This window comes from Desulfobulbus rhabdoformis (assembly GCF_016919065.1).
Taxonomy (GTDB): Bacteria; Desulfobacterota; Desulfobulbia; order Desulfobulbales; family Desulfobulbaceae; genus Desulfobulbus; species Desulfobulbus rhabdoformis.
Window position 1 is genome coordinate 1 of sequence record NZ_JAFFQA010000058.1, and the last position, 25,492, is coordinate 25,492.

Genomic DNA, 25,492 nt, shown 5'->3' on the forward strand with positions numbered 1-25,492 from the left:
GCGCGTTTACTATGCCGGACCCAAGTTCTCCGCAGGCCGACTGCTCACCCCGACCGGTGAGGAAGTCCAGTTCGCGGGCAATTTGTTCGCCCGGGAAAATCAGCCTGTGGTCCTGCTCGGGTCGTGGTCCACCCATCCCAAATACGGCCGTCAGTTCAAGGTCGACGGGATGGAGCACGACCTCGAACTCGATCCGGAAGGGCTGATCCACTATCTGGCCAACCATCCGGAGATCAAGGGCATTGGACCGGCCAAGGCCAGATTGATCGTCGAGAGTTTCGGCGACGCCTTTGAAGAAACCCTTCTGAATGACCCCGAACGCATCGCGCTCAAGGCTCGACTGCCTCTGGACGCGGCCCGGCGGCTGCGTGACGAATGGTTGAAGAACCGCAGCGTCAACACCGTCATGGCCTGGCTGTCGGCATTCGGCCTGACCCATCATCAGGTCACCACCCTGGTCGAAAGACTCGGCGGCAACTGCCTCGATATCCTGAAGGAAGACCCGTATATCCTCATTCGGGAGATCCGGGGATTCGGCTTCAAGAAGGTCGACAAGATTGCCCGCAAGCTGGGCACACCCAAGGACCACGTTCCCCGTATCCGGGCCGGGTTGAATTTCTGCGTCCGTGAAGCTCTGGACAATGGCCACTGCTGGATCGAATACGAGGATCTGGTCGACCAGGCCAATCTGCTGCTGGTCATGGATGCCCTGGACAGCCGGGTTCGTATCGAGAGCGCCCTCGACGCGCTCATCGAAGAACAGGCGCTTGCCTGCGATTCACACGGCGGACGTTTCGTGGTCGCTCTGCCGGAGATCGTCCGCATGGAGCGGGAGCTGGCCTCGTTGTTCGGCCAGGCCGAAACACCCAACCCGCATTTCCAGTCCGTCAAGAAACTCGATGCCCTGATTCGGCGCTGCGCATCAACGCTGAACGAGAAGCAGCTCGAAGCGGTGCGCTCGGCCCTCCACCACAGCATCAGCCTGATTTCGGGTGGAGCCGGTTCGGGCAAGAGCTACACCATTTCGGTCATCAACACTATCTGCGAGGAGAGCGACCTGGAGGTCGTGCTCGCCGCGCCGACCGGCAAGGCCGCCAAGCGCCTGGAGGAAGTCAGCGGTCGCAGCGGCACCACTATCCACCGTCTGCTCGGCTATGACGGAAAGGGTTTCTCGCGCAGCAAGGAAAATCCCATCGATGCCGACGTCCTGGTGGTCGACGAATTTTCGATGGTGGACGTGCCGCTGGCCTGGCACCTGTTCGAGGCGGTCGATCTGTCGCGGACCACGGTGCTGCTGGTCGGGGACCACAACCAGCTTCCGCCGGTGGGACCCGGAAACATCCTGCGCGATCTGATCCAGACACGCGCCATCCCCACGGTCATCCTCGACAAGGTCGTGCGCCAGGCGGGCGTCCTCAAGGAGAACTGCACCGCCGTTCTCAAGGGCGAGGTGCGCAAGACCAGCGAGGCGTCGGTATCCGGATGCCGGGATTGGTATCTGGTGGATCAGTTCACAGATCCGATGGCTGCACGCTCGTTCCTGCTGGAGCTGTTTCAGGAGCGGCTCGACGCCCTGGGTTTCGACATCATCAAGGACGTGCAGGTGCTGACGCCAACCCACAAGGGTCCGCTCGGAACCAAGGAATTGAACGAGGAACTGCAGCGGCTCATCCAGCGCAAGCTCTGGAACACCGAGGTGCCGCCGGTCGCCATGGGTCGCCGCGCTCCGTTTCTCAAGCACGACAAGGTCATCCAGACCCGGAACAACTACGACCTGAACGTGATGAACGGTGCCATCGGCTATGTGGTCGATGTCCTCGCGAACGGCACTCTGGTCATCGATTTCGACGGCATGCCGGTGGAGCTGGAGAAAGGGTCGCCCGACCTTCAAGACCTGCAGCTCGCCTATGCGCTCACCATTCACAAAACCCAGGGTTCCGAGTTCCCCTGCGCCGTGGTGGTGGTCCACAAGGCACATTCCTTCATGCACCACCGCAATCTGCTCTACACCGGGGTGACCCGCGCCCGGCGCACCGCCATTGTCCTGGGCGACCATTGGGGCATCCAGAACTGCGCCAAGCGTTGCCAGGTGGATGACCGCCGGACCTTCCTGCCCCTGTTCCTGGACGCCGCCCAGCATGCGGAAGGCGACTTCGCCCGTGTCGCGGAGGCCGAATGAGTATGGGCGGAACGGATAACGTCAGGGAGTATTACCGGCTCGTCACCGAGATGGACATCGGTGACGTGGCCCGGGAACTCCTGCCGGGACGGATCACCCAGGAGACCGGCCAGCGCTTGATGTGCGACTGCCCCAACCATCAGAGCCAGTCGCGCCTGTCGCTGCACGTGATGCTCGACAAGCAGGGCTGGTACTGCTTCGGCTGCGGAGTCGGCGGTGACGTGCTGCAGCTCGTGGAGTTCATTCAGACGGGCTCGGTCACCGCCGGGCAATCCGGTCCGATGCCGGACAGCCACCGCCAGGCCCGGGACTATCTCGCCAAGAAGGCGGGTTTGCCGCCGCTGTCGCGCTATGGTCTCAGCCAGGAGCGTCTGGCCCAGACGGAGGCGGACCGCGCCTTCGAACTGCGGGTCAAGGACGCGTTGACCGCGCTGGCCAGGCTTTACCACGCCAAGCTCAAGGAGTCGCCGGAGGTCATCGACTGGCTGAAATCCAAATACGCCCTGAGCGAGGAGACCATCGACGATCTCCTGATCGGCTACGCGGACAACGCGTCCGGCGCGGTCGCCCAACTGACCGGGGGTGAGGACGGTTTTTCCAAGCGGGAGCTCGCCGCCACCGGCGCTTTCCGTCCCACCAGCCAGGACGGCCTGACGCCATTTTTCGAGCGCCGGATCGTCTTTCCCTACTGGAGCCGTGGCCGGGTGGTATTCATGATCGGCCGCAAGACGCCGTGGACCCCGGACGCGGGCTGGGAGCAAGGGAAATACAAGAAGCTGCCGGTTCACGACGAGCACCAGCGACCATACGTCGCCGATTTCATCAACAACGCGCTGCTGTTCAACGAGGACTGCCTGCTGGCCAGGCCCGGCAAGGTGGTCATCACCGAGGGGGTGACCGATTGTCTGGCGCTGATGCAACTGGGCCTGCCCACCGTATCTCCGGTCACCGTCCGCATCCGGGCCGCCGATTGGGAGCGCCTGATCCCCAAGCTGCGCGGCGTCGAAACCGTCTACATCTGCCAGGACAACGAACTCTCCCAGGCCGGTCTCAAGGGGGCGCTGCAAACCGCCCGCACCCTGGCCGAGCACAAGATCGACACCCGCCTGGTGACGCTGCCCTTGTCGGAGACACAGATCTCGGCCCGGCAGGAGCTGACCGAACGGTTCGGCCTGACGGCGAGCGTGGGGCCGAAGGAGCTGGCCAAGCTGCTGGCGGGACGTCCCGCCGAGGAAATCCAGGCGGCCGAGGCGCTTCTCGCCACCGCAAAGATCGACGTCAACGATTACATTGCCGCCGGGCATACCCGGGAGGATTTCGAACGTCTGCTCGCCGAGGCCAGCACGCCCATCGAATTCGGCGTGCGCTCGCTGCCCGAGGGCGCTGAAGAGGAGGAACGCAACCGCCTGCTCGAGCCGATCCTGGGGGAGATTTCCGAGCAGTCTCCGCTGGAACAGGCCCGTCTGCTGAAGCTGGTGCAGGAGCGCATCGGTGGTGGCGTCTCCATGGCCACCCTGAAGGAACAAATCCGCGCCATCCAGAAGGACCGAAAGGTCGAGTTCCGCAACGAAAAGAAAAAGGCCAAGCGGATGTCCGGCGCGATGCCCGGATCATGCCGCGCCCGGGTTGACGAGGTGCTGATCGACACGGAACTGGAGAACGGCGCTCCCGACTACACCCTGGCCGCCGAGGCCGCCTACGACTGGTTCACCTCCAACGGTGCCCAGTTCTTTCACACCCTGCCGGGCGAGCCGTTCATGTATTTCGACAACGCCATCTATTGGATGGATTCACCGGACCGGGGCCGCAAGCGCCATTACGCGGCCATGCTCTATAAGCATACGGGCATGGTGCCGACCTCCAACGGCGGACGGACATTTTTCGAGGTACTGCCCAGCCTGGCGATGATCCGTGGCCAGGTGCGCGACCATTTTTCCTGGCTGCACACCGATGTGGCCTCCTACACCGTCTATTTCAACCTGAACAATCCGGAGCACGAGATCGCCAAGATCACCCCGGACGAGATTCAGATCATGAAGAACGGCGGCAACGAGGACGGCATCATCCTGGACGGCTCGCGCAAGATGAAGCCGCTGAAATTCCTGCCCGACGCCGACCTCGAAGAGGCGGACCGGCTCCTGGTCGATCTGCTGGTGGGCAATATGACCTGTCCGCAGGGGGATCGATTTCTCATCCTTTCCTGGCTCTCCTGTTTCCTGCTGATCGACTTCGCCGGGACGCGGCCCATGACCCGCTTCGAGGGTTCGGCCGGATCGGGCAAGACCACCGCCAGCAAGATCACGTCGACGCTGCTTTACGGCGAGCCCCAGCACAAGAAAGCCACCGACGCGGCGAACTACACCGATGGCTCGCAGAACCCGCTCATCGTCCTCGACAACATCGAGGTCAAGCAGATGACCGAGGATCTGACCACCTTCATGCTGACCAGCATCACCGGCATCGCCAAGGAGAAACGCAAGAGCGGCACAGACAGCGAGACCATCACCGAGCGGACCAAATGCCTGCTGAACACCACCGGCATCGAGCCGCTGTGCGGGGAGCTTTCGGAGATCCAATCACGCAGTTTTGTGATCAACTTCGATGTCGCCAACCAGGGCAATGACTGTTTCATCGAATCCGAGGTCGTCGCAGGCATCCAGCAGCATCGCGACCTCATCATTTCGGCCATCATTAAGCGGACCCGGGTGGTGCTGGCGATGATGCGAGACGGCATGAGACGCCATGCCATGAAGCTTTTGCACGAGGCACTGGGGAGCCACGACAAGCGCCGCTGCAACGAATATCTCAGCTTGATGTACCTGATGATGCTGGCCGGATCGAGCCGTGAAGAGATGGAACAGGGGTTGGGAGAGCTGGCACCGGCATTCGCCCGGCAGATCGAGTCGCTCAACCGGACCAGCCGGGATACGGCCCGGGATTCAAATCATACGGCGACGGCGCTGGCGACCTTGTTCAACGCGTGGCGCACCGCGACCGAAACCAATGCGCGGGATGTTTACGGAGACCGCCGGACGGACCCTCTTCAGGAGTTCGTCCAACGGTATCAGATCCGCTTTGAAGACGATGGAAGTTTGCGGGAGGTTCTTTCCCGGGACCTGTTCGTGGCCCTCAAGCGAGTTGCTCGGGATTTCGGTCTGCGTTTCGAGATGGACTCATCCCGGCAATTCGCACAGCGGCTGGTGAATGATCTGGAGACCATCCGGGGGGCAGGGTTCGAGATTGAAATAGGGCAGAACCATCGCGGAACCAAACTCTATACGATTCAATCAGCAAAATAGATCGCATCACCCATATCATCACCCAAGCCCGGCCCGTGGATTCATTTCTGCGGGCTTTTCTTGTTTATATCCACGCGGTCCTTTGGCAAAACAGTTATCCGGCTTGAAAAACGATTACAAAACGGCCTTTGGCTGGAAAAATCGTTACGAAATCGGAGATACCGAAAGGGGTTTCGGCATTGCCGAAAGTCCCAAGGGTACCTTTCGGCAGTGCAACTATATGTTTTTGTTGGATTTGTGATGCAAGCGCCGAAAGTGCCGAAAGGTTTCAGAGATTACTCCCCCTCCTTTGTATTTTTTTCAATACTCCTCTCGGAACAGGGTATAGAAAATTTTGGCCCATGCGAGAGTAATATTCTCATATCTTTCTACTCTTTCGGAAAAATATATATAACTAACTGATACTTCTATTGTTTAGTGATGCCGAAAGGGGATGCCGAAAGGTCGTCGAGCGCCGAAACCCCTTTCGGCGCTTTCGGCTATCCGACACCCATGGTCAGGCTCCGGTAAGTAACGGGAAACGATGACTACCAACGTTTCCGGAGATTTACCATGAGCCTGTTGACCACCATGATCCGTCACCTCTGCACGGATGCCGCCCAATCCGCAAATCGAACAAGCCCAGACATCCTTTCGTCACCAGAATCCTGCCATGTGGTCTTCGTCGCCACAGATCTTGAAATCAAAGAACTCGCCTGGGTTCGAACCAAAGAGACTGACTTCGAGCGCGACGGCAAAGTGTTCCGCCGTCTGTCGCCTGAATACTTCGCCTGGCTACGTTCCCGCATGGTCACCGCCCAAGCCGCGCACAAGGCCGGAAAGCTCCCCGAGGCTGCCTGGAACACGCTGCGGCAGCGATTCAACGCCCTGCAGGAGCTGGCCATCCGGGAGTTCGGCAAGGAAAGCCTCCAGGATGTACTGCAGTCCTTTTCCCCGAAGAACTACCGGCCACCCGCGCTTCGTCCCGAACCCCAGAAGAAACCCGTCGAAGTTCCCAGAAAGGTCTGGATTTACCCTCAACACGCAGCCGGACGCCATAGGCAGCCGGTGACTTCCCAGGCAGTCGCCAAGGTCGACGCCATCCGTGAGGAGGCCATGGCCAAGGGCTGGTCCGAGGCACGCCTCTATCAGAACCAGGGCCGGTTTCGGTTTCCCTGCGGCGAGGACTACGGCCTGGTCTGTTTCGTCGATGGCGATCAGGAGATTGGCGAGGTCACCGAGCGTTCTATCGAAATTGTCCATGGGCCGAAGTCCGGGCGTCCCTGCACGCTGCGGTTCTACAACCCGGACGTACCGCAGCCGTGGATGAAGAAAGTGGAGGATTGAGACGTGAAGAAAAAGAAACGCTACGCCAACGCCAAGGATGTCCTGCCCGAGGAACTCTTCGAGCAGGTTCAGAAGCACTACACCGGAATTCTCTGGGTCCCTGCACCGAGCCGCTTCTACCAGGAACGCCGTGACCTGGTGCTTGCCCTTCATCTGCAGGGGATCAGCAGCCAGGAGATCTCCAACCTCGCCGGAGTGACCACCCGCCGGGTCAATCAGATCATCGCCGCCGAACGAAAACAGGACCGGGACCGACAGTTGGCCGCCGTTTCCGGTAAGTAACCCCTGAACCGGCGGGAGCGCGTTTGGAGGCTAAATCGGCCTCCCGCCCCGCATCCCGGCATAAAAGAACAAACATTGGCAGGAAATCGATGTGACTTTGAGCAAACCTGACAAAGAGACAATGGACCGCTGGCACCGCAACGAGGGCAAGACAGAACCGCCCCGGCGCGGCCCTGGTGCGCCTGAAGGCAATCAGAACCGCCTGCGTCACGGCATCTTTGCCGACCGCTGTCTGACCCCGGAAGAGAAGGTCATGTTCGACGTGATCATCGAGCGTCTCAACCAGGACTTCGTGTTCAACAAGTCCAGTGACTTCCTTCAGGTCGAACTGGTGGGCGTCTACTCCGTCAAGCTGGTCCGCGCCCAGATCGAAGGGAACACCCAAGCGGCCGAGAGCCTCGACCGCATGATCCGCTGCCACATGAAGGATCTCAAGACCACCAAGATCGCCCGCGAGGGTGAGGAGCCGCAAGGTCCCCAGACCTCTCCGGCGGAATGGGCGGCGGCGCTGCTCGAGAAAGTGGCCGAGGCTGCCAACGCCCCGGGCGCGAAACCCTCCGGCCGCAAGAAACGCGGAAAGAATTGCGGATAACACCATGGAGGGCTTTTCCGATGACCCCGGCACACGGCGACTTGCAGCAGACAACTTCACGTGGAATTGCGGATAAGACGTGTTCCTTGCACTTTCGGAATCGGCATTCTCCGGCCGTCGATCATCATTTCCACTCCTCGATTTCTTCCTGCAGCTCTCGATATCCGCTTGGCATGTGTGCGCATAAGCCGAGCCGCATAACCCAAGTAGATATTGGCATGTTCACGCCGGAGCTCTCTCACACAACCCAAGTAAATATGGGCATGTCGAGCCCCAGGCAGAACCGGCCAAGCCCCGCAAACAGCCATTCCTTCGGCAGCGGCCCTCGCATATGCCAAGCAGATATTGCCATGTGTGTTCCGCGCCCGGAGCGCACAAGCCAAGCAGTTATAGCCATGTGCGGCCGACAAACAGAAAAGGAGAAATTCCGGTCAATCGATATTTCCCGCTCCGCCCGGGAGGAAGAGACCCTTCGTCATGATCATTCATCATCGGCGGATGTGTTCTTCTGCGGGCACTGTCATTCACTGTCTTCGACACTGTCTCGGCCAACGAAAACAGGAGCAGCCGAGGCCGCTCCCATCGTCGGGTCCGGAAGGATCAGAGGCGTTCGAGGGCTTCCTCGAGCTGGCCGTCCACGAGGTGGGTATAGATCTGGGTGGTGGACACGTCGCGATGCCCCAAGGCCCGCTGCACCACGAGCAGGTCATTGGTCGCGCCGTAGAGGTGGGTGGCGAAGGTGTGCCGCAGCCCGTGCGGCGTCAGGTCCTTTTCGATCCCGGCTTTCCGCAGCCAATGGGCGAGCCGGTTGGCAATCTGCCGCTGGCAGAGTCTGCCGTCCCGGTTCGACAGGAACAGGGCTTCCATTTCCGGGCGGCCATGTCGACGTCGCTCGGTCAGGTAACGGCGAAGCAATGTGCGGAGGTCGGTCTTGATGAACTTTACCTGCGGCACATTCCCCTTGGCCCGGACCCGCAGATGTTTGGCGTCGAGGTCGATGTCATCCATGTCGAGCGCGGCCAGCTCACCAAGCCTGATCCCGGTGCCCAGCAGCACCTCGATCATGGCGCGGTCGCGCAGCGCGGAGAAGTCGGGCCGTCCCTTGAGCTCCTTGAGCAGACGTTTCTTTTCGGCGGCAGTCAGGAAGACCGGCAGCTTTCTCGGCAGCCGATGCATGCGAATGGACCGGGCCGGATTGTCATCGACCACGCCCGCCTCGGCGGCCCAGGCGAAAAAGGCCCGCACCGCAGCCTTCATCCGATGGAGCGACGCCGCCGAGCGTTGGCCTCGCTCACTCTCGATGACCGCCCCGGCGGAGAACACCTGGTCGAGGAGCCCGGCCGTAACCTCCCGGCAGACGATGCCCGGGGCCAGCTCCCCGGCCACGCGGGCCACCAGGGCGAGGTCCCGGCGGTATGCGGTTATGGTCGCAGGGGAGCGTCCTTCGGCCGACAGGCGGGCACAGAACGCCTCTGTCGCGGACGTCAGGTCGAGGTCAGCCGTTCGGTTGCTCATCGCTGGACTCCTTCACCCGGCTGTGGCCCATGGGTGTGCTCTTGGGCAGCGGCAGCTCCTCGATGCGCCCCGACTCCCTGGCCCAGACCATCATCATGCGGAACACCCGGACGGTCTTGGCGACGGTGCGCTCGGCCCGCTCCTTGCCGTCGGGGAGTTTGAGCAGCAAGTCCGACTTGTAGAACTTGCCGACCTGGGGAAGCCGGATCTCGGCGAGCTGGCGATCCGCGCCGAAGAAGGACTCAACCACGTCGAGGTCCTTCCGGTAGGTGTAGAGGGTCCGATCTTTCTTTCCGGATTCCCGCAGGTGGCCGATGAAAGCCTCGGCGGCTTGATGCACGGTGCATTCGGTCATGTCGATGTCTCCTTTGTCGGTGGCCCGGTGTGTTCAGGACAGGAACTCGTCCAGCTCCCGCAGCAGTTCCTCAACGTGGCCGAGGGAGCCGACGCTCGCCCAGGTGATGTCCGGCTGCTTCGCGTCCGCTTCGAGCTTGCCGCGAATGCCCTCTATCAGCCGGGTGATGTTTTCCTGCTTTTCTCGGTACGCCTTGAGTGCCTGCTGGCGGTTTCTGTCGTAGGTCATGGCCTGCCTCCGGTTCCGGTTTTCGTGGATGCGGGACCATCCCGCGTCACATCCAATGACGCTTCTATTTCGTTGGAAATCAAGTGGTTGCAGAGATCTTTCTGCATGTACCCCAAACCCATAACCCAAAGGAGATCAACATGTTGAAGAAGACCATCGAATGGACCATCCCGCTGGCCCTGGCCGGAATCATGACCGGCTGCGCCACCTACCGGCCTCCGGCCCAGATCCAGTCGGCGGTGGCCACCGTCAACCGCCACACGCCCGAGTACGTGACCGAGGCCAATAAGGCCCTGCGCGAGATCGGCCACCCGGACGCCGAGCGCCTGACCGGAGTCGGCCTGCGCCTGCAGACCGCCGTGGACGCCCTTGACCAGTGGGCCAACGGCTCGAACCAGGAGGCAGGCCAATGAAAGAGATCCTTCAGGAAAACAGCGATGCCGTTCGCCAGGCCGGTGAGGCCCTTGTCGAAATCGGCACCGAACTGGCGGCGGGACGGATCGAGAACGCCCTCGGTCGTCTGGAAGCGGCCCAGCAGCAGTACCGGGCCTGGGCGGAGTTGGACCAGGCCATCATCGACATTCAGGAGGCTGTCCACGACCGGAAGAACACCCTGGCCGTGCAGCAGATCCTGACGGAACTGGTGGGCACCATCCTCGGCAGCGCCTTGAGGACGGGAATGCACTGATGGCGGTAACCGACAAGGAGCGCAAGCTCGCGGCGACCCTGAGCGATCCCGTGTTGTGGGGGCAAGCCTATCTCTACAACCGGGATGGCTCAGGCCGCGACTACTGGCCGCACCAGGTGGAGGACCTGCGCTGCCCGGCCAAGAACATCATCCACCTCGACGGCCGGGACGTGGGCAAGTCCATCGTGCTCTCGACCGACGCGCTCCATTACGCCTTCACCACCCGGGGCGGCCAGGGCCTCATCGCGGCTCCGCACCAGGGGCACCTCGATACCATCATCGAGGAGATCGAGTTCCAGCTCGACACCAACCCGGATCTGATGAACAGCATCGCCCTGACCAAGTACGGCAAGCCCAAGATCCACCGCAAACCCTACTTCCGGCTGGAGTTCACCAACGGTTCGGTGCTCTATTTCCGCCCGGCCGGGGCTTATGGCGACGCCTTCCGGTCCCTGCACGTGGGCCGCGTCTGGGTCGATGAAGGAGCCTGGCTGACCGAACGGGCCTGGAAGGCGCTGCGCCAATGCCTCAAGGCCGGGGGGACGCTACGCATCTACTCCACGCCCAACGGCCTGCGCGACACCACCTATTACCGGCTCACCTCGTCGGATCAGTTCCATGTGTTCCGCTGGCCGTCCTGGCTCAACCCTCTGTGGACCGAGGATCGCGAGGCCGAACTGCTGGAGTTCTACGGCGGCCGCGACAGCTCCGGCTGGCAGCACGAGGTGGCCGGTGAGCACGGCAAGCCTTCCTATGGGGCCTTCAATGTCGAACAGTTCAACCTCTGTCGGCAGGATCTGCTGGAGTACCAGAAGATCGTCATCACCGATTCCGAGCTGCGCGACTGCGACACCGAGGAAGCGGCCCACGACCGGCTGGAGATGCTGCTCAACCTCACTCCCCGCAGCGGGCAGTTCTGGGTCGGCGGCGACTTGGGCTACACCAACGACCCCACCGAGATTGTCGTATTCCAGGAGATGGAGATCGGCGAGCGGACGCTGCTGAAAATGATCCTGCGTGTTCATCTCGAACACGTTTCCTATCCGCACATCGCCCAGATCATCGCGCTGTTGGAGCGTTACTACACCCCGGCGGGCATCGGCGTGGACAACGGCGGCAACGGCCTGGCCGTGGTCCAGGAGCTGCTCACCCTGGACAAGTACAAGGGGCTGGAGCTGGAAGGCAGGCTCAAGGGATACGACTTCGGCGGCATGACCCGGCTGGCGGTCCGCGACGGCAAAGAAGTCAAGAAGCGCACCAAGGAGCTGATGACCAGCCTCATCAACGGAGCCCTGCAGCGTAAGCAGGTCATTTTCCCCTCGGACGACCTGGAGGTGGAAGACCAGTTCACCACCCACACCTACACCCTGCGGGACGGCAAGATCATCTATTCCAAGGGCAACGACCACATCATCGACGCGGTGCGCTGCGCCATGCTGATCCGGGAGGAAGGCAACCTCGACCCGGTCGGTGAAGAGGTGGTCTCGCTCAAGCCGGTGCTCACCAATCCGGTCTTCATCTGATCGCATCCTCCGACGCTTTCCACCCCGCTCCGGTAAGTAACGGGCATCGAGCCGGATTCGGCCCACACGGGCCGGATGTGCGGCTGTCATGGCCGAAACTACCGAGAGGATCACGTGGAAAGCACCGCCCATCAGGACGAACAACCCGAAAGCCTGGACACCACCGGCTTTGTCATCGCGCCGATGGCAGCAGCGGCCGCGCTCGACTCGGCCGCCTTCGCCAAGGTGAACGCCGCCGAAGCGATTCCGGCCACCTGGGAAGAACGCGCCCGCAAGGCCTGGGAATACTATGTCGAGGAGCCGCTGGTGAAGAACTGCGTCAACTCCTGGCGCACCTTCGCCGTGGGCGACGAGATCAAGATCACCAGCGATGACGAGACCCTCAAGGAGCAGGCTCTGGAGGCCGCCTGGCGGCTGAACATCTCGCAGTTCATCAAGGACATGGTTCTTCAGCTCCTGGTGAAAGGCGACGCCATCGGCTTCAAACGCTTCACCAAGTCCGGCCAGGACATCGAGGAGCTGGTCTGCGTCAACCCGGTTTCGGTCAAGGTCAAATACGCCCAGGGCGAGCTGATCGAGGCCCGGCAATTTCCCGAGGACACACCCGGCGGCGGCGAATCCATTCCGCTGCCCGTCGAGCAGGTGGTCCACCTCAAATGGGACGCACCGGCCTTCTCGCCCCGGGGCAACTCCCTCGTGCTTCCCGCCTTTCAAGCCATCGAACTGCTGCGCGACTACCGCCGGGCCGAACAGGCCATCGCCAAGCGCTGGGCCACGCCGTTCCGCCTGCTCAAGGTGGGTGGCGCGTTCGGCCAGAAGATGGTGATGCCGGACCAGCGGATGCTCGAACAGGTCCGCGACATGGTCAACAAGATGGACATGAAAAGCGGCCTGGTGGTCCCGTTCTACGTCAACGTCGAAACCCACGGCACCGACGGCCAGGTCCTCAACGTCGAGGACAAGGTCAAGGAGGTGAAGGAAGACATCGTGGTGGCCTTGGGGCTGTCACGCTCGCTGGTGACCGGCGACGGTCCGAACTTCGCCACCGCCTCGGTGAGCATGCAGAAGATGATGGTCATGATCCGCGAGATCAAACAGGCCGCTCGAAAGCTCCTCGACTGGGTGTTCGACGACTGGATGGAACTGAACGGCCACGGCGACAAGAGCATCCAGTTTATCTTCAACGACCTCGACCCCAGCGACGCGGTCGATTTCAAGAAGCTCCTCATCGAACTCTACGACCGCAAACTCATCAGCCGCTCCAGCCTCCAGCTCAAGATGGACCTGGACCCGGACATCGAGGCCGCCAACCGCGAGACCGAACGCAAACAGATCGACCTGATGGACGAGAAACAGGTGAAGCCGGTGGTGGATATGGTCGTCTCCGGCATTCTCAGCGTGCCTCGCGCCCGGAAGATGCTCGGGATTCCGGCCGAGGATAATGAACCCACGGCGGAGGCGGCATTGGTCTGGTCGGGCGACCTGGAGTCCACCGGCATTGCTGCCGTATGCGACGAGTGCAGCCACTTCATTGCTGACACCAACCACTGCCGGGTCCACAACAGCGAGCGCACCTTCGACGCCCCGGCCTGTCGTTTCATCGACCGCCGGGAGCCTCGCTGATGCCATCGGACCTCAAGCAGCGCATCCAAGCGGCCACCCTGAAAAGCCTGACGGCCCGCAACCGCTACAACGACCAGGTCACGGCCCAGCTCACCCAGGCGCTGAAACAGGCCGAAGACGAGGTCGCCCGCGCCATCCTCCAGTACCGCTCCCTCGGCTCCCTGCCGGATAACAAGCTCGCCGCCCTCAAAGGGCTGGAAAAGCTCCAGCTCGAACTCGACGACACCATGAAACGGCTCAAGCGGGAGCAGACCCTGGTCTTTCGCAAGACAACCAAGGACTCCTTCAAGCTCGGCATCCAGCAGGGAATCGGCGAACTCGCCGACGCGGCGCTGCCGTTCTACGCCGACCTCAAAGCCGAAGGCATCGACAAGCTGGCCACCAAGGTGTTCACCATCGTCGACACCAATGCCCTCGACTTCATGGCGCAGTACAACCTCACACTCGCCGGTGACGTTCACCGCGAACTCGCAGACGGCATCAAGCGCACCATCCTGAACGGCGTCGCCACGGGCAAGGGAGCCGACGACATCGTCCGGGACATGGGCAAGGTGATCATCGACAAGGACTCCTTTCGTCAGGCCGGAAGCCGGGTGTTCAGCAAGGCGCAGTACCGCATGGAGATGATCGCCCGCACCGAGGTCCTCCGCGCCCACAACATGGGAAGGCTCAAGTTCCACGAGCGGGTCGGCATCCAGAAGCTGGAATGGCTGGCCATGGAGGATGAACGGATGTGCCCGGTCTGCGGTGGCCTGGACGGCAAGACCTTTCCCATCGACAAGTTCCCCCAGCAACCCGCGCATCCGCACTGCCGCTGCACCAACATCGTGGCGTGGCCGATGACCGTCTGCGGCAGCGAGATGGCCGCGAAGGCCGCCGCACAGGCATCGCAGGGGGACGCCTGCATTCTCCCGCCCCACGTGCTGGAAGGCATGGCCGACGCCCAGGCCAAGGAGAACGCCAAGCTCAAGAGCGCCTTTGAAAACGGCGACATTGCCGACCTCGGCTCGCTGACGGTTAAACAGCTCCAGACCCTGGCGAAACAGAACGGCGTGGCCATTGCCCGGACCAAGGCCGATTTCATCAAGCTGCTCGACCTGGCCGAACCGGGGATCGATCACGGTGACCTGGCCGGAGCGGCGCTCAGCGCCAAGCTCAAGGAACACAAGATCGGCCTGCTGCGGACCAAGGAAGAACTGGTCGAGTTGCTCGGACTGAAGCAGGCGGAACTCAAACAGGCCAAGCTGCTCGCCGCCCAGATGGCGAAGATCCCTCCCGCCGAGGGGCTGGAGGGCATGACCGCCCAGCAGCTCAAGGAGATGGCGAAGGAGAACGGCATCTCCCTCAATATGACCAAACAGGAGACCATCGAGCTGCTCGACAAGCTGGAGCCCGGCGTGGATCACAGCGGCCTGATGGGCAAGGAACTCGCGGCGGCCAAACAGAAGCACGGCATCGGCATCCTCAAGAACAAGCAGCAGCTCGTCGAGGCGCTGCAGAAGAAGGCCGGTGCCGACATGGCCGAGTCGGTCAAGAAAAAGGCGGTCGACGAGGCCAAGCAGAAGTTGATCCTGAAACAGAAAACGGCCCTCGAAGACGCCGCCAAGGCCGTGGTCGTTCCCGACACGCCGACCGGCTACAAGGATTTCCTCGACGCGATCGCCAAGGCGGAACAGGCGGTTTCCGGCGGCACCGATCTGCCCCAGGAACTGCTTGCGGCCCACAGCAAGGAAATCGCCCTCAAAAAACAGCTCTTCCAGGACCAGGTCGGCAAGCTGAAATCGACGGAGCTCAAGACGCTCGCCAAGGAGACCAAGGTTCAGTATTGGCAGTGGGCCAACAAAGACGAGCTGACCACGCTCTTCACCGAGACCGATCCCGCGAAAATCAAAGCGGTTCAGGCCAGCATCGACACCAAGCACGCAGCCTGGGCCGAAAAACATGGCGGCAAGAAGAAAACCGCACCGGCCAAGCCTGCCACGCCGAAACCAGCTCCACAACCGAGTCCGGTCAAGCCGCCCGAGCCCAAGATCGGCAAGAAAGGCGCGGAGTTCGCCACCGTCGATACCGCGTGGCAGCAGAAGGGTCTGCCTTCGAAGTTCAAGAAATCCGGCAAGGCCGCTGTCGGCGGCGCACACGAAAAGGAGTTCTGGACCGACGAAAACGGTGACAAATGGCTGTTCAAGCCCATTGGCCGCAAGGACGATGAGTTCATCGCCTTCGGAGAGGAAGCAGCCTACAAGATCGGCCGCCTCATCGACCCCCATTCCATCGAGGTGCGCACCATCCAGTTGAACGGCCGCACCGGCTCCATCCAGAAATGGCGTACCGATCTGCGGGACGACTTCGATTTTCGCAACATCCTGCCACAGGATCTGACCACCATCGAACTGGAGCAGATCCAGCGCGAGCATGTGGTCGACTGGCTGATCGCCAACCACGACGGACACTCCAAGCAATTCATCCGCGCCCGGGACGGTCGCGTCTACGGCATCGACAAAGGCCAGGCCTTCAAGTTTCTGGGCCAGGACAAGCTCACGCTCGACTATCACCCCAACGGCGTCTGCGGCGAGGAAGAGCCGTTTTACAACAAGGTCTTCCGGGCGGCCAAGGAAGGGAAGGTACGGGTCGATCCCAACGCGACCCTGCGCTACATACAGGAAGTCGAAAAGATCGCCGACGAGGATTACCTCGATCTGCTACGGCCCTACGCCGAGGGACGGTTCGCCAAGGACCCGGCCGGGATGCGGCATTTCTATGATCTGGCCTTGGAGCGGAAACACAATCTCCGGCGAGACTTCGAAGGCTATTACGCCGATGTGCTGGGGGATCGGGGCTTTCGTTTCGACAAGCTGAGTACCGCCACCGGCAAGAAAAAGCTGCTCTCCTCCGCCGAAGAGACCCTGATCGAGGAGGCCCGCAAACTCGGCTGGCAGGGCAAGACCCTGCCCTTCGACAGTGGCGACGTGGAGGACCAGAACGCGCTGATCTTCACCGAGAGCTTCAAGGGGAAGAAGCGCACCGTGGTCAAGATGAAGATCCGGCCGGACACCGACCGCCGCATCGACGAGGTGCTGCGCAGGTATGTGCAGACGGCTGCCGGGGAAAAGGGACAACCGCTGGTCGAAGACAGCTTCTTTCCGACGATTCTGGACGCCGTAAAAAACGTCAATTTCCACGTGGGCGACGGCAAGTACAACCGGACCAAGATCGACAAGGCCCTGCGCCTGCGCAAGAAACTGGAAACCCTGCAAAAGAGCACCGACCCCAAGGTCAAGGAGATGGCGGACCACTATCTGAAATGGGTCAAGGAGATCGAAGAGTCCGTCGACTGGGACCGGGCCACCAACGGCGTATTCGAGCAGTACCTGCCCAAGCTCGACGCGCAGAAACCCAAGGAGAAACCGCCGTTCAAGGTGGAACGCGGCAAGGTGACCCACACCAAGCGCAGGATCGGTTCCGGCACCATTACCGTCGAGGCCGACGACATCGACAACCGGACGCTGTTCAATCAAAACTCCCGCATGCAGGACGGGCACCAGTACACCGTCACCTTCGAGGACGGCACCCGGGTCCGCTATCGCCCCTGGTCGGACACCAACCTCTATGCCCAGCGCGGCGAGCTGGAAATGATCCTGGACGGCGACGCCACTCCCGGACGGGTCGAGGCGATGCTGGAAAAGCTCGAACAGCTTGGGATCGATACCCGGGTGGCCACGGCGGAAAACGCGGAGCAGATGTACCTCGAAAAGCTCGCCTACATCCGCAAGACCGACAAGAGCGCCGATTACAAACGGCTGCAGAAATCCCTCGACGACCGCAACGCCACCACCACCGAGCGAGTCCAGGCCCTGCGCGGCTATTGGCAAAAGGAGCTGGGCGTCCAGGACATCACCCAACTTTCCGGATACAACCCGCTGGGCGAATATCAGGCGGGCTTTCTGGACCGCGACGCCAAGGGCGGATACCGGCACCAGTTCCGGTTCGACATCACCGAGGATGACCTGGAAAAACAGATGAAGGGCTATTCGCTGGTCCACGATCTGACCAACGGTGAGAGCATGTCCGGCTTCATCGACTTGATCATGGAGAACAACGGAGCCATGGTCAGCACGGTCGAGAAGATGCGCATGGGCGTGGCTCCGGGCGGAATGTCCCCGGTGGCCGACATGCAGACCGGCGGCGCGAGCTATTTCTTCACCCGGATCAAGAAGCAACCGGCCAGCGACGCCTCACCGGCCCTCTATTTCAAGAAACAGATGCTGCGGCGCATGGACGCCATCAGCTACGACCATGACGCCTACGGCAAGGTGATTGACGATTACGTGCAGCGCAACCGGGGAGCCAGCATCGACGACTGGAAGCGGTTCTCGCAACGCCATGGCAACGAAACCATCTTCAAATACTCGGTGACGCTGCTGGACAACATCGAGTTCATCGTGGCCAGAAGCGACAACGAACGCCGGGAGATCATCCAGAGTTTCACTCGGCGCGGCATCAAGAAACTGCCCGACGGGCGCAAGGTGGAGGACATTGTCCATACCCCGCAAAGCTGGAGCAAACGCAAACAATGACCATGAAGGACTTTATCGAACAGGAGAAACGACGGCTGCAGGAAGCGCTGCACTGGTTCAACAACCGGGGCAGTCGCATGACCGTCAGAAAATCCGGGGATCTCTTTCTGGACGCCCTGGTGGACAGCTTCACCGTCACCCGGATCGCTCCCCATTTCGACACCGCTGGAAACCATCTGCGCACCGATTTCTGGCTGTTGTGGAAGGCACTCGGTTACGACGAGGGCTTTCAGCACGCCCACACCGTCAAGGTGGTCGATATCAGGATCGAAGACACCCTGACAGCCGAACATGACGGCAAAGAGGTCGAAGGCTGGCTGATTGTCGAGCTGACCGACGACCTGGATCGCATTCACCATGTCGAAATGATCGAGCCGGTCTCGGAGCCCGAGCTCGCGGCGGACTGGCAACGCTGGATCACCTACCGCCAGAAAAGCGCCGAAAGATTCCGCCGGATCGACGCCCAGCTTCTAGCCGAGCATCTCCGGATCGCGGAGGACTGGTCATGAAACTGCGCTATATGCTCGACTCGATAATCGCAGACCGGCAAGCCACCGCCCCGGAATACGTGCCCGTGGGCGTCTGGGTTCAAGGGCCGGGTCCCGGCCTGGATGTGGAGATGTACTACCTCGACCGGGGGCCTAGCGGGCTTGCCGACCGCAGGGACGAGGCCGCCTGGGTGGTCAACCGTCTGGTCGAGACCGGTGCCACCTCGCTTCCGGCGGATTTTCTCGAATACCACCGGCTGTCCCGCTCACCCTATGACGGGGTCTTTTCCGAGATCACCGAGAGCGACGAATACCCCTCCCTCGACGCCTGCGGCAAAGCCGTTCTGGCCCGGCTGAACCCCACCCGCTGAATTTCGCCGTCACCCTCCGACACATCGCCGACGCTTCCGGTAAGTAACCGCTGAACGCTCCCCGCAGGTCGCGGAGAGCACAGCAAACTGACCGGAGACGTTGATGGAACTGTTCGCCACAGACCTGGAAAGGCTGGCGTTTCTACTGGAGGCCGATGCGGCGCTGACTCTCGATCCCGATGCGCTCGGGTCCGAGGCCGCCGAACAGTCCGCTCCTGAAGAGCTCCCTCCCGAGAAGCGCCCCAAGTACATCACCAACTACATCGGCAGTAAGCAGAAGCTCGTCGACTGGATCTGGAAGCATACCCCGGAAGGCGTTGGCACGGTGCTCGACGCCTTTTCGGGGTCTGCGGTCGTGGCCTACATGTACAAGACCAAGGGCCTCCAGGTCATCGCCAACGACCGGCTCCGCTACTGCCACCACGCCGCCAAGGCGATCATCGAGAACAACTCGGTTCGCCTGAGCGAGGACGAGATCGAGGCACTCCTGGCCGACAACGCCAAGGCGGGCAGCTTCGTTCAGGACAACTTCAAGGGCATCTTCTTCGCCAAGGGCGTCCATGCGCTGATCGACACCATCCGCGCCAACTGCGACAAGCTCTCCGGCTTCAAGAAAGACATCGCCCTGTTCGGCCTCGGCAAGACCTGCATGAGCGGCAAGGGCGGCTTCGGCCACTTCTCGTCGTCCACCGACTATGGCCGCCGCCAGGACACCCCAGACGAATTCAAGGATCGTCTGCGCAAGAACCTGCAGCGCATCAACGCCCTGGTCTTCGACAACGACAAGGAGAACAAGGCCCACCGGCAGGACATCAACGACCTGCTGCCGAAAGCCAAGGCGGATCTGGCCTACTTCGATCCGCCCTACGCCACCGAGTTTTCGACTACCAACTACGAGCGGGCCTACCACTTCGTGGAAGGGCTCATGACCTATTGGGAAGGCCTCGAAATCAAGGCCGACACCAAGGTCAAGTACTACGAGACCGATCACAAGACCGTCACCAAGGCCAACGCCAGCGAGTTCTTCCAGACCTTTCTCGGCAACGCCAAGCACATCCAGCACTGGCTGATCTCCTACCGCGATCACGCCTATCCCAACGAGCAGGAGATGAAGCGGATCATCGGCTCCTTCGGAAAGCAGAGCCGAATGAAATCCAAGGATCACCACTACGCCATCACCTCCAAGCACGGCGAGGCTTCCAACGCCAAGGAGCGATTGTTCGTCTGCGCCCCCGGGGCCAAGGCCAGCGCCGAGCGGGAGGAGAAACCCGTTCCGATGGCCGCCGCAGCGAACTTCCACACCAGCATCCCCGTGGACATCCGGTTGGGCGAAGGCGAACGCCTCACGACCGAGGCCATGGATGTCGGCTCGGCGGGCGACCCCCAATTCAGCTTCGTGCTCTGTCGCACCGGCACCAACAAGAACGGCGACCACTTCACCGCCGAGGAATTGTCCGGTCGGCACATGACGGCCGTGAACAAGAAGGTCGATCTGCAGCATTCGCAGGAGTTCAACGACATCGTGGGTGGCGTTGTCGCCGCCGACTACCTGGAGGACGACAACGGCGGCCGCGTGGAATGCGTCGGCGAGCTGTACGTCCACGACACCCCGGCCGCCCGGCTGGCCTACAAGCTGATGAAGCGCGGGATCATCTCCCAGGTCTCCATGGAGTGCGACTACCAGGAAGGCGAATGTTCGGTCTGCCATAAGCGCTTCCAGAACAAGGCCGACTACTGCACCCACCTGCGCAAGTTCAAGGGCCGTGATTTCAATGGCCAACCCGTTTTCGAGATTCTGCACGGCGTCACTTTCACCGGACTGGGGCTGCTCGACCGCAAGGGCGCGGACGAGAACGCCAGGATTCTGCAGGTGGCGTCCCTTCAGAGCCAGCCCGACCAATCCCAACCCGAAGGAGATTCCACGATGGAAGACAAAACCAAACCTACCGATGAACCGGCCGTCGAAGCGGCCAAGAAGAAACCGGCCCAGCAGGAAGGCGATCCTGCCCGCGTTACCGACCTGGAAAAGGAAAACCGGCAGCTCAAGGCCCAGGTCGCCGAGCTGCAGAAACGCGTCCAGGAACTGGAAGCCGAACAAAAGGCGGTCGCCTGCCGCTCCCGGGCCAAGAAGCTGCTCACCCGTCTGGAGAAGCAGGGACTCTCCTTCGCTTCCGAGGAGGACCGGGAAGCCGAACTGAAACGCCTGGCCGAACTGTCCGACGAAGCCTTCGCCGCGACCGAAGCCGCTTACGAACGCCTGCCCAAATCGGCAAAAGCGGACAAGGACAAGGAAGAGAAACCCGCCGACAGCGATCCGGGCGGCAAGCCCGCCGCCAAGGCATCGACGGAAACCCCGCTGCGCAGCGACGCCGGTGTCCGGCCCCACGATGTGGACGACCGCAAGGTATCGCTCGAGGACCGCCTGCGCGACGGGTTCATGGCCGCTTACCGCAACCGTGTCGGCGAGGACTCTCCCGAACACTCGGAAATCAACGCATAAGGAGGAAACACCATGTCATTCATCAATCCGTGTCACCGCAGCCTCGCCTATGGCGACGGCCACATCCAGGGCGACGGTCAGCTCGGCCAGGTGGTCCGCGTGGTCGGCGACGACCTGTTCGCCGTCAACACCGATCCCACCAAGCGCTCCTTCGGCATCCTGATCAAGGACTACGCCGGTGGCGAAATGCCCGGTATCTACTGCGATGGCGGCGTCTACGAGACCGACGTCTTCGAAGGGACCGTCGTCGCCGGAGACGACCTGAAAGTTTCGGCGAACGGTCGCCTGACCAACGGCGTCGCGGCCGGAGAGCACGTGGTCGCCCACGCCATTTCCGTACAGAGCGGCGTCCTCAAATTTCGCCTGCTCGTCTAACCCAAGGAGCCAACGCACATGAAAACCAATCAGTTGAAGATCCACTCCCAGGAGTACATGGAAACCATGGCGCGGCTCATGAGCGAGGCTCTCGAGTCGCCCGAAGGCATGCGGGCGCTTGCCGCCGCCATTGCCGCGCCCATCGAACAGGAGATCAAGCGCAAGGAGATCTCCTCGCTGCTGCTCACCAAGCACACGCTGCCCAAGGGCGAACGTCCGGTTTACCAGAAGAAACCGACCGTCAAGGCCCACTGGATCAGCAAGGACGGCGACGCCCAGGAGCAGGAGGTGGGCAAGGACGAAGTCGAGTTCCCAACTAATCGCATCCACTCCAATCCGATGGTGGACGTGTCCGTCCTCAAGAACGGCAACATCGGCACGCTGATGGACATCCAGACCAGCGCCGCCGACGCCATCCGCAAGGAGATGGACCGCCGCACCATCTCGGTGCTCTCCTCGGCAATCCCGACGACCAACACCATCGAGGTCACCGGCGACCTGCTCACCGAAGAGGCGCTGAACGAAGCCATCTCGATCATCGAGGACCTGGAGCTGTCGGTGAAGTACATCGTCATGCGCGGCCGCCGGTTCAACGACATGCGCGGCTGGAACCTCGATCCCCAGACCAAGCTCGAGCTGCGCCAGAAGGGTGTCATCAAGAACTACGGCACCGGCGGCATTCTGCTGACCGCCTCCATGCCGCTGGACGAGATCATCATCGTCCCGGATGAAGAGGTCGGAAAGATGCCGGTGCGCGAAAACCTGAAGACGGAGTCCATCGATCAGAAGACCCGCTTCAAGACCGGCTGGCTGGTGTGGTCCGAAATCGGCCAGGGCATTACCCGCCCCGACATCATGGCCAAGGTCAAACTGGTTCCGTAATCCGGGAGGTGACGTGAAATGAATCGAATCAAGAACATCCGTCCCGGCGTTCTGGTGATCCCCGACGCCGGGCTGAAACTCAAGCCCGGCCAGGTAGTCGAGGTGGAACGCCTCACCAAGCAGATCCAGGCGGCGCTCAAGAATGGCCGCCTGGCCATGGCCGACAAACAGAAGCAGGAACCGCTCGCCCCTCCAGAGCCCGACCAGGACGCGGAACCGGTGGACCTGAGCAAGCTCTCCGCCACCGACGCCATCTCCAAGGTCAACGAGGAAGCCAATCCGGAGACCCTCAAAGGTTACATGGACACCGAAAAACGCCGCACGGTGATCGACGCGCTCAAGAGCCGTCTGGAGGGCCTGCAAGGTGCTGCTGAGTGACCTGATCGCCGACCTGCGGCTCGACCTGTCCGATCCGGGCGCATCTCTCTTCGAGGACCAGACTCTGGAGAGATGCGTCCGGAAAGCCGTTTTCCGGGTTGGCCGCGACCTCGACCAATCGCTGACGATCACGGTCGGAGAGATCACCCCCGATCCCACCGGCGAGGTCCGCGAGCTCCTGGTGATCATGGCGCAGATCCACGCCTGCCAGGTCATGCGTTCGGCCACCGCCAACGCCTTCTCCTTTTCCAGCGGTGACAAGCGGGTGGACAAAACCGGCCAGCCCGGCCACTGGGCCAAGCTCGAAGCCGATCTGCTCGCCGACTACCGCCAGCGGCTCACCGAACTGCGTCCGGCCACCCAGCTCGATCAGGAAGCCTACATCCTGACCCCGAGCGGCCTTATGCCGGTCATCTACGAACAAGGGATCGATCTCGATGTTGTTGAATGACCGGGAACGCGCCGAAGCCGTGACCGACGTCGCCCGGCTGATCCTCTCCTCGGGCCAGACCGCACGCATCCTGCGCGTGGTTCCCGGCGAGCGGCTCTACGGCACCGACGATGCCGAATACACGGAAATCTCCGTCATCCCCCTCGAACTGAACGAAACCCCGCCGGAGGAGCTTAGCGGCAAGATCGACGCGCTCGCCTGTGTCCTTCCGGATGCCGATGTCCGGGGTGAAGACCGCCTGGCCGCAGACTGGGAAACCTATCGCATACAGAGTGTGGAAGAAGAACACTTCTTCGGCACTGTCACTCACAAGAATCTGCAACTGGTGAAGCTCAATGGGCGTTAGGCGGACCGGTGACTGGGACAAGGCCCGCGCCAAGCTGACCACCGGCATGGGGCCACGTCTGGCCACGGCCCTGCGACAGGCCACGATCCGCAACGCCCTTTTTCTGGTGCGCGAGATCCAGCGGGGGATTCGCTCCCAGGCCCCGGGCGGACAGGCCTTCGTGAAACTCGCCGCAAGCACCATCGAGCGCAAAGGTTCCAGCAAGGCGCTCATCGACACCGGCTTTCTCGTCAACACCATCACCCAGAAGATCATGGCCGACAAGGCGTTCGTCGGCCTGCTGCGCGGCACCGTTAACAAGGACGGGGAAGACATGGTGAACATCGGTGCCGTCATGGAGTACGGGGCCACCATCAAACATCCGAACGGCGCGACCATCATCATCCCCGCCAGACCCTTTCTGCATCCGGTAATGGATAAGTACCGCGAGCAGATCCTCCAGAACTATCGCGAGGCGATCCGCTCCGCGCTTTGAGCCTCCGACACATCGCCAGCGCTTCCGGTAAGTAACCAGGCAGAAAACGGAGGCGTCCCTTGAGCACGATACAGACCGTCACAGAAACCCTGATCCGCCTGGCCAAGCAGGCCATCCATCCGGACACCGTGCTGGTGTTCCCGGATGACCTGTTCGAGGTCCAGCGCACCCCCAGCGTCATCCTCCAGGGGCCGAAACTGACGGAAGACCGTTTCCGCCGCAGCCAGAGCCGCCTATTCGAGAAGAATGTTGCGGAGCTGAGTTTCGAGGAGTGCCGGTTTCCCAGGCTCTATCACCTCGATTTCGATCTGGTGGTGACCGTGGACCGGGAGGCCGAACTGCTCGGTTTTCACGAGTCAGTGTCGCGGTTCCTCCAGCTTCACGCGGAGATCGCCATCGCCGACCAGGGCAGTTTGAACCTCACTGAACTGGTTCCTCTGGGCGGTCTGGCCCGGGTGAACCTCTCCAACCTCCGGCAAAGCTCCGGACGCATCCGTATCGAATCCTGCCCGGTGTACGACGGCGACCTGCGCGACGGTCGGCTGATCCGGGACCGGACCTTCCAGTTTCATGTCGCACATCCCTGTGCTCCACCCCTTCGGGGCGACCTGCGGTCGTGCCAACCGGCTGTCCTGCCGGTTGGTCACGGCGACGTGACAGAGCAACGAACCATTCAACCGTAAAGGAGAACAACCGTGATCGAGATCAGAAACCTGCAGTTCCAACCCCTGACGTTCAACCTCTCCGGCCAGGGAACCCTTCACCTCGGGCCGCGAGAACGCAAGAGCATCGCCCGCAAGGACCTCTCCGCCGAGATCAAGACCGCCGGAAAACGCGGCCTGGTGCGCATCACCGACCTGACCGGCGGCGCGGAACCGGAACCGGAAAAGCCCACGGCAACCGAGGACGCCGCAGCCGATGAGGCCAAGACCACCAGCAAGCGGAGGAAATAACCATGCCGACCTATCTATCGCCCGGGATTTACACCCGGGAAACGGACTTCAGTTTCTATGTGAAGCAGATCTCGACCTCGTCGGCTGCC

24 protein-coding genes are annotated in these 25,492 nt (G+C 61.7%); 21 read left to right on the forward strand and 3 right to left on the reverse strand.

Annotation, left to right across the window (positions count from 1 at the left end):
• The 5 genes from recD2 to JWJ90_RS20320 form a co-directional block, all read left to right on the forward strand.
• Positions 1 to 2,179 (forward strand): SF1B family DNA helicase RecD2 (gene recD2, locus JWJ90_RS20300; protein ID WP_205229054.1); only part of this gene is annotated, 2,179 nt, incomplete at its 5' end.
• The gene (locus JWJ90_RS20305; protein ID WP_205229055.1) at positions 2,176 to 5,478 is read left to right on the forward strand and encodes a CHC2 zinc finger domain-containing protein; all 3,303 of its coding nucleotides are present in this window, start codon (positions 2,176 to 2,178) and stop codon (positions 5,476 to 5,478) included. The genes recD2 and JWJ90_RS20305, both read left to right, overlap by 4 nt.
• A 552-nt stretch (positions 5,479 to 6,030) precedes the next feature.
• Complete coding sequence (locus JWJ90_RS20310; RefSeq protein WP_205229056.1) at positions 6,031 to 6,804, forward strand: hypothetical protein; 774 nt, start codon at positions 6,031 to 6,033, stop codon at positions 6,802 to 6,804.
• A gap of 3 nt (positions 6,805 to 6,807) precedes the next feature.
• Complete coding sequence (locus tag JWJ90_RS20315) at positions 6,808 to 7,086, forward strand: hypothetical protein (protein ID WP_205229057.1); 279 nt, start codon at positions 6,808 to 6,810, stop codon at positions 7,084 to 7,086.
• A 121-nt stretch (positions 7,087 to 7,207) separates the two neighbouring features.
• Positions 7,208 to 7,678: a hypothetical protein gene (locus JWJ90_RS20320; protein ID WP_240195070.1), complete on the forward strand. Its 471-nt coding sequence runs from the start codon at positions 7,208 to 7,210 to the stop codon at positions 7,676 to 7,678.
• A 600-nt stretch (positions 7,679 to 8,278) separates the two neighbouring features.
• On the opposite strand, the gene JWJ90_RS20325 is transcribed toward JWJ90_RS20320, so the two are convergent.
• Genes JWJ90_RS20325 through JWJ90_RS20335 form a run of 3 tightly spaced genes read right to left on the reverse strand, consistent with a single transcriptional unit; the run spans position 8,279 to position 9,776 of the window.
• Positions 8,279 to 9,193 (reverse strand): tyrosine-type recombinase/integrase, encoded by a 915-nt coding sequence (locus JWJ90_RS20325; protein ID WP_205229058.1) that lies wholly within the window; start codon positions 9,191 to 9,193, stop codon positions 8,279 to 8,281.
• Positions 9,174 to 9,548 carry a hypothetical protein gene (locus JWJ90_RS20330; RefSeq protein WP_205229059.1) on the reverse strand — a complete coding sequence of 125 codons (375 nt, stop codon included), beginning with the start codon at positions 9,546 to 9,548 and terminating at the stop codon, positions 9,174 to 9,176. The genes JWJ90_RS20325 and JWJ90_RS20330 overlap by 20 nt, the downstream gene beginning before the upstream one ends.
• Positions 9,549 to 9,581: 33 nt before the next feature.
• Positions 9,582 to 9,776, reverse strand: a complete 195-nt coding sequence (locus JWJ90_RS20335; RefSeq protein WP_011367833.1) for a hypothetical protein — start codon at positions 9,774 to 9,776, stop codon at positions 9,582 to 9,584.
• Positions 9,777 to 9,916: 140 nt separating this feature from the next.
• On the opposite strand from JWJ90_RS20335, the gene JWJ90_RS20340 reads away from it, so the two are divergent.
• From JWJ90_RS20340 to JWJ90_RS20415, 16 genes are all read left to right on the forward strand, one after another.
• Positions 9,917 to 10,189, forward strand: a complete 273-nt coding sequence (locus JWJ90_RS20340; protein WP_097010637.1) for a hypothetical protein — start codon at positions 9,917 to 9,919, stop codon at positions 10,187 to 10,189.
• Entirely contained in the window at positions 10,186 to 10,464 is a 279-nt protein-coding gene (locus JWJ90_RS20345) for a hypothetical protein (protein WP_011366961.1), read from the forward strand. The genes JWJ90_RS20340 and JWJ90_RS20345 overlap by 4 nt, the downstream gene beginning before the upstream one ends.
• Positions 10,464 to 11,987 (forward strand): terminase large subunit domain-containing protein, encoded by a 1,524-nt coding sequence (locus JWJ90_RS20350; RefSeq protein WP_205229060.1) that lies wholly within the window; start codon positions 10,464 to 10,466, stop codon positions 11,985 to 11,987. Before JWJ90_RS20345 ends, JWJ90_RS20350 begins: the two co-directional genes overlap by 1 nt.
• A 114-nt stretch (positions 11,988 to 12,101) precedes the next feature.
• Positions 12,102 to 13,610, forward strand: a complete 1,509-nt coding sequence (locus tag JWJ90_RS20355; RefSeq protein WP_205229061.1) for a phage portal protein family protein — start codon at positions 12,102 to 12,104, stop codon at positions 13,608 to 13,610.
• On the forward strand, positions 13,610 to 18,184 hold the full coding sequence (locus JWJ90_RS20360) for a minor capsid protein (protein ID WP_205229062.1): 4,575 nt from the start codon (positions 13,610 to 13,612) through the stop codon (positions 18,182 to 18,184). Before JWJ90_RS20355 ends, JWJ90_RS20360 begins: the two co-directional genes overlap by 1 nt.
• Positions 18,181 to 18,693 carry a hypothetical protein gene (locus JWJ90_RS20365; protein WP_205229063.1) on the forward strand — a complete coding sequence of 171 codons (513 nt, stop codon included), beginning with the start codon at positions 18,181 to 18,183 and terminating at the stop codon, positions 18,691 to 18,693. The genes JWJ90_RS20360 and JWJ90_RS20365 overlap by 4 nt, the downstream gene beginning before the upstream one ends.
• Entirely contained in the window at positions 18,690 to 19,043 is a 354-nt protein-coding gene (locus JWJ90_RS20370) for a hypothetical protein (RefSeq protein ID WP_205229064.1), read from the forward strand. Before JWJ90_RS20365 ends, JWJ90_RS20370 begins: the two co-directional genes overlap by 4 nt.
• A gap of 103 nt (positions 19,044 to 19,146) precedes the next feature.
• A complete protein-coding gene (locus JWJ90_RS20375) occupies positions 19,147 to 21,543 on the forward strand; it encodes a DNA adenine methylase (protein ID WP_205229065.1) in 2,397 nt (798 codons plus the stop codon).
• A 12-nt stretch (positions 21,544 to 21,555) separates the two neighbouring features.
• Complete coding sequence (locus JWJ90_RS20380) at positions 21,556 to 21,918, forward strand: hypothetical protein (protein WP_205229066.1); 363 nt, start codon at positions 21,556 to 21,558, stop codon at positions 21,916 to 21,918.
• 18 nt (positions 21,919 to 21,936) lie between these two features.
• Positions 21,937 to 22,800, forward strand: a complete 864-nt coding sequence (locus JWJ90_RS20385) for an HK97-fold major capsid protein (RefSeq protein WP_205229067.1) — start codon at positions 21,937 to 21,939, stop codon at positions 22,798 to 22,800.
• 18 nt (positions 22,801 to 22,818) lie between these two features.
• Positions 22,819 to 23,178: a hypothetical protein gene (locus tag JWJ90_RS20390; RefSeq protein WP_205229068.1), complete on the forward strand. Its 360-nt coding sequence runs from the start codon at positions 22,819 to 22,821 to the stop codon at positions 23,176 to 23,178.
• A complete protein-coding gene (locus JWJ90_RS20395; protein WP_205229069.1) occupies positions 23,165 to 23,629 on the forward strand; it encodes a hypothetical protein in 465 nt (154 codons plus the stop codon). Before JWJ90_RS20390 ends, JWJ90_RS20395 begins: the two co-directional genes overlap by 14 nt.
• Positions 23,616 to 23,975, forward strand: a complete 360-nt coding sequence (locus JWJ90_RS20400; RefSeq protein WP_205229070.1) for a hypothetical protein — start codon at positions 23,616 to 23,618, stop codon at positions 23,973 to 23,975. Before JWJ90_RS20395 ends, JWJ90_RS20400 begins: the two co-directional genes overlap by 14 nt.
• On the forward strand, positions 23,965 to 24,450 hold the full coding sequence (locus JWJ90_RS20405; RefSeq protein ID WP_205229071.1) for a phage virion morphogenesis protein: 486 nt from the start codon (positions 23,965 to 23,967) through the stop codon (positions 24,448 to 24,450). The genes JWJ90_RS20400 and JWJ90_RS20405 overlap by 11 nt, the downstream gene beginning before the upstream one ends.
• A 59-nt stretch (positions 24,451 to 24,509) precedes the next feature.
• Entirely contained in the window at positions 24,510 to 25,133 is a 624-nt protein-coding gene (locus JWJ90_RS20410; RefSeq protein WP_240195072.1) for a hypothetical protein, read from the forward strand.
• A 12-nt stretch (positions 25,134 to 25,145) separates the two neighbouring features.
• Positions 25,146 to 25,403: a hypothetical protein gene (locus JWJ90_RS20415; RefSeq protein WP_011366975.1), complete on the forward strand. Its 258-nt coding sequence runs from the start codon at positions 25,146 to 25,148 to the stop codon at positions 25,401 to 25,403.
• Positions 25,404 to 25,492: the final 89 nt, after the last annotated feature.

Coding starts and splice junctions, on each gene's coding strand:
- JWJ90_RS20345 (WP_011366961.1), top strand. CDS start 10,186: ATGAAAGAGATCCTTCAGGAAAACAGCGATGCCGTTCGCCAGGCCGGT.
- JWJ90_RS20335 (WP_011367833.1), bottom strand. CDS start 9,776: ATGACCTACGACAGAAACCGCCAGCAGGCACTCAAGGCGTACCGAGAA.
- JWJ90_RS20320 (WP_240195070.1), top strand. CDS start 7,208: ATGGACCGCTGGCACCGCAACGAGGGCAAGACAGAACCGCCCCGGCGC.
- JWJ90_RS20375 (WP_205229065.1), top strand. CDS start 19,147: ATGGAACTGTTCGCCACAGACCTGGAAAGGCTGGCGTTTCTACTGGAG.
- JWJ90_RS20325 (WP_205229058.1), bottom strand. CDS start 9,193: ATGAGCAACCGAACGGCTGACCTCGACCTGACGTCCGCGACAGAGGCG.
- JWJ90_RS20310 (WP_205229056.1), top strand. CDS start 6,031: ATGAGCCTGTTGACCACCATGATCCGTCACCTCTGCACGGATGCCGCC.
- JWJ90_RS20380 (WP_205229066.1), top strand. CDS start 21,556: ATGTCATTCATCAATCCGTGTCACCGCAGCCTCGCCTATGGCGACGGC.
- JWJ90_RS20370 (WP_205229064.1), top strand. CDS start 18,690: ATGAAACTGCGCTATATGCTCGACTCGATAATCGCAGACCGGCAAGCC.
- JWJ90_RS20405 (WP_205229071.1), top strand. CDS start 23,965: ATGGGCGTTAGGCGGACCGGTGACTGGGACAAGGCCCGCGCCAAGCTG.
- JWJ90_RS20330 (WP_205229059.1), bottom strand. CDS start 9,548: ATGACCGAATGCACCGTGCATCAAGCCGCCGAGGCTTTCATCGGCCAC.
- JWJ90_RS20340 (WP_097010637.1), top strand. CDS start 9,917: ATGTTGAAGAAGACCATCGAATGGACCATCCCGCTGGCCCTGGCCGGA.
- JWJ90_RS20360 (WP_205229062.1), top strand. CDS start 13,610: ATGCCATCGGACCTCAAGCAGCGCATCCAAGCGGCCACCCTGAAAAGC.
- JWJ90_RS20400 (WP_205229070.1), top strand. CDS start 23,616: ATGTTGTTGAATGACCGGGAACGCGCCGAAGCCGTGACCGACGTCGCC.
- JWJ90_RS20365 (WP_205229063.1), top strand. CDS start 18,181: ATGACCATGAAGGACTTTATCGAACAGGAGAAACGACGGCTGCAGGAA.
- JWJ90_RS20350 (WP_205229060.1), top strand. CDS start 10,464: ATGGCGGTAACCGACAAGGAGCGCAAGCTCGCGGCGACCCTGAGCGAT.
- JWJ90_RS20385 (WP_205229067.1), top strand. CDS start 21,937: ATGAAAACCAATCAGTTGAAGATCCACTCCCAGGAGTACATGGAAACC.
- JWJ90_RS20390 (WP_205229068.1), top strand. CDS start 22,819: ATGAATCGAATCAAGAACATCCGTCCCGGCGTTCTGGTGATCCCCGAC.
- JWJ90_RS20305 (WP_205229055.1), top strand. CDS start 2,176: ATGAGTATGGGCGGAACGGATAACGTCAGGGAGTATTACCGGCTCGTC.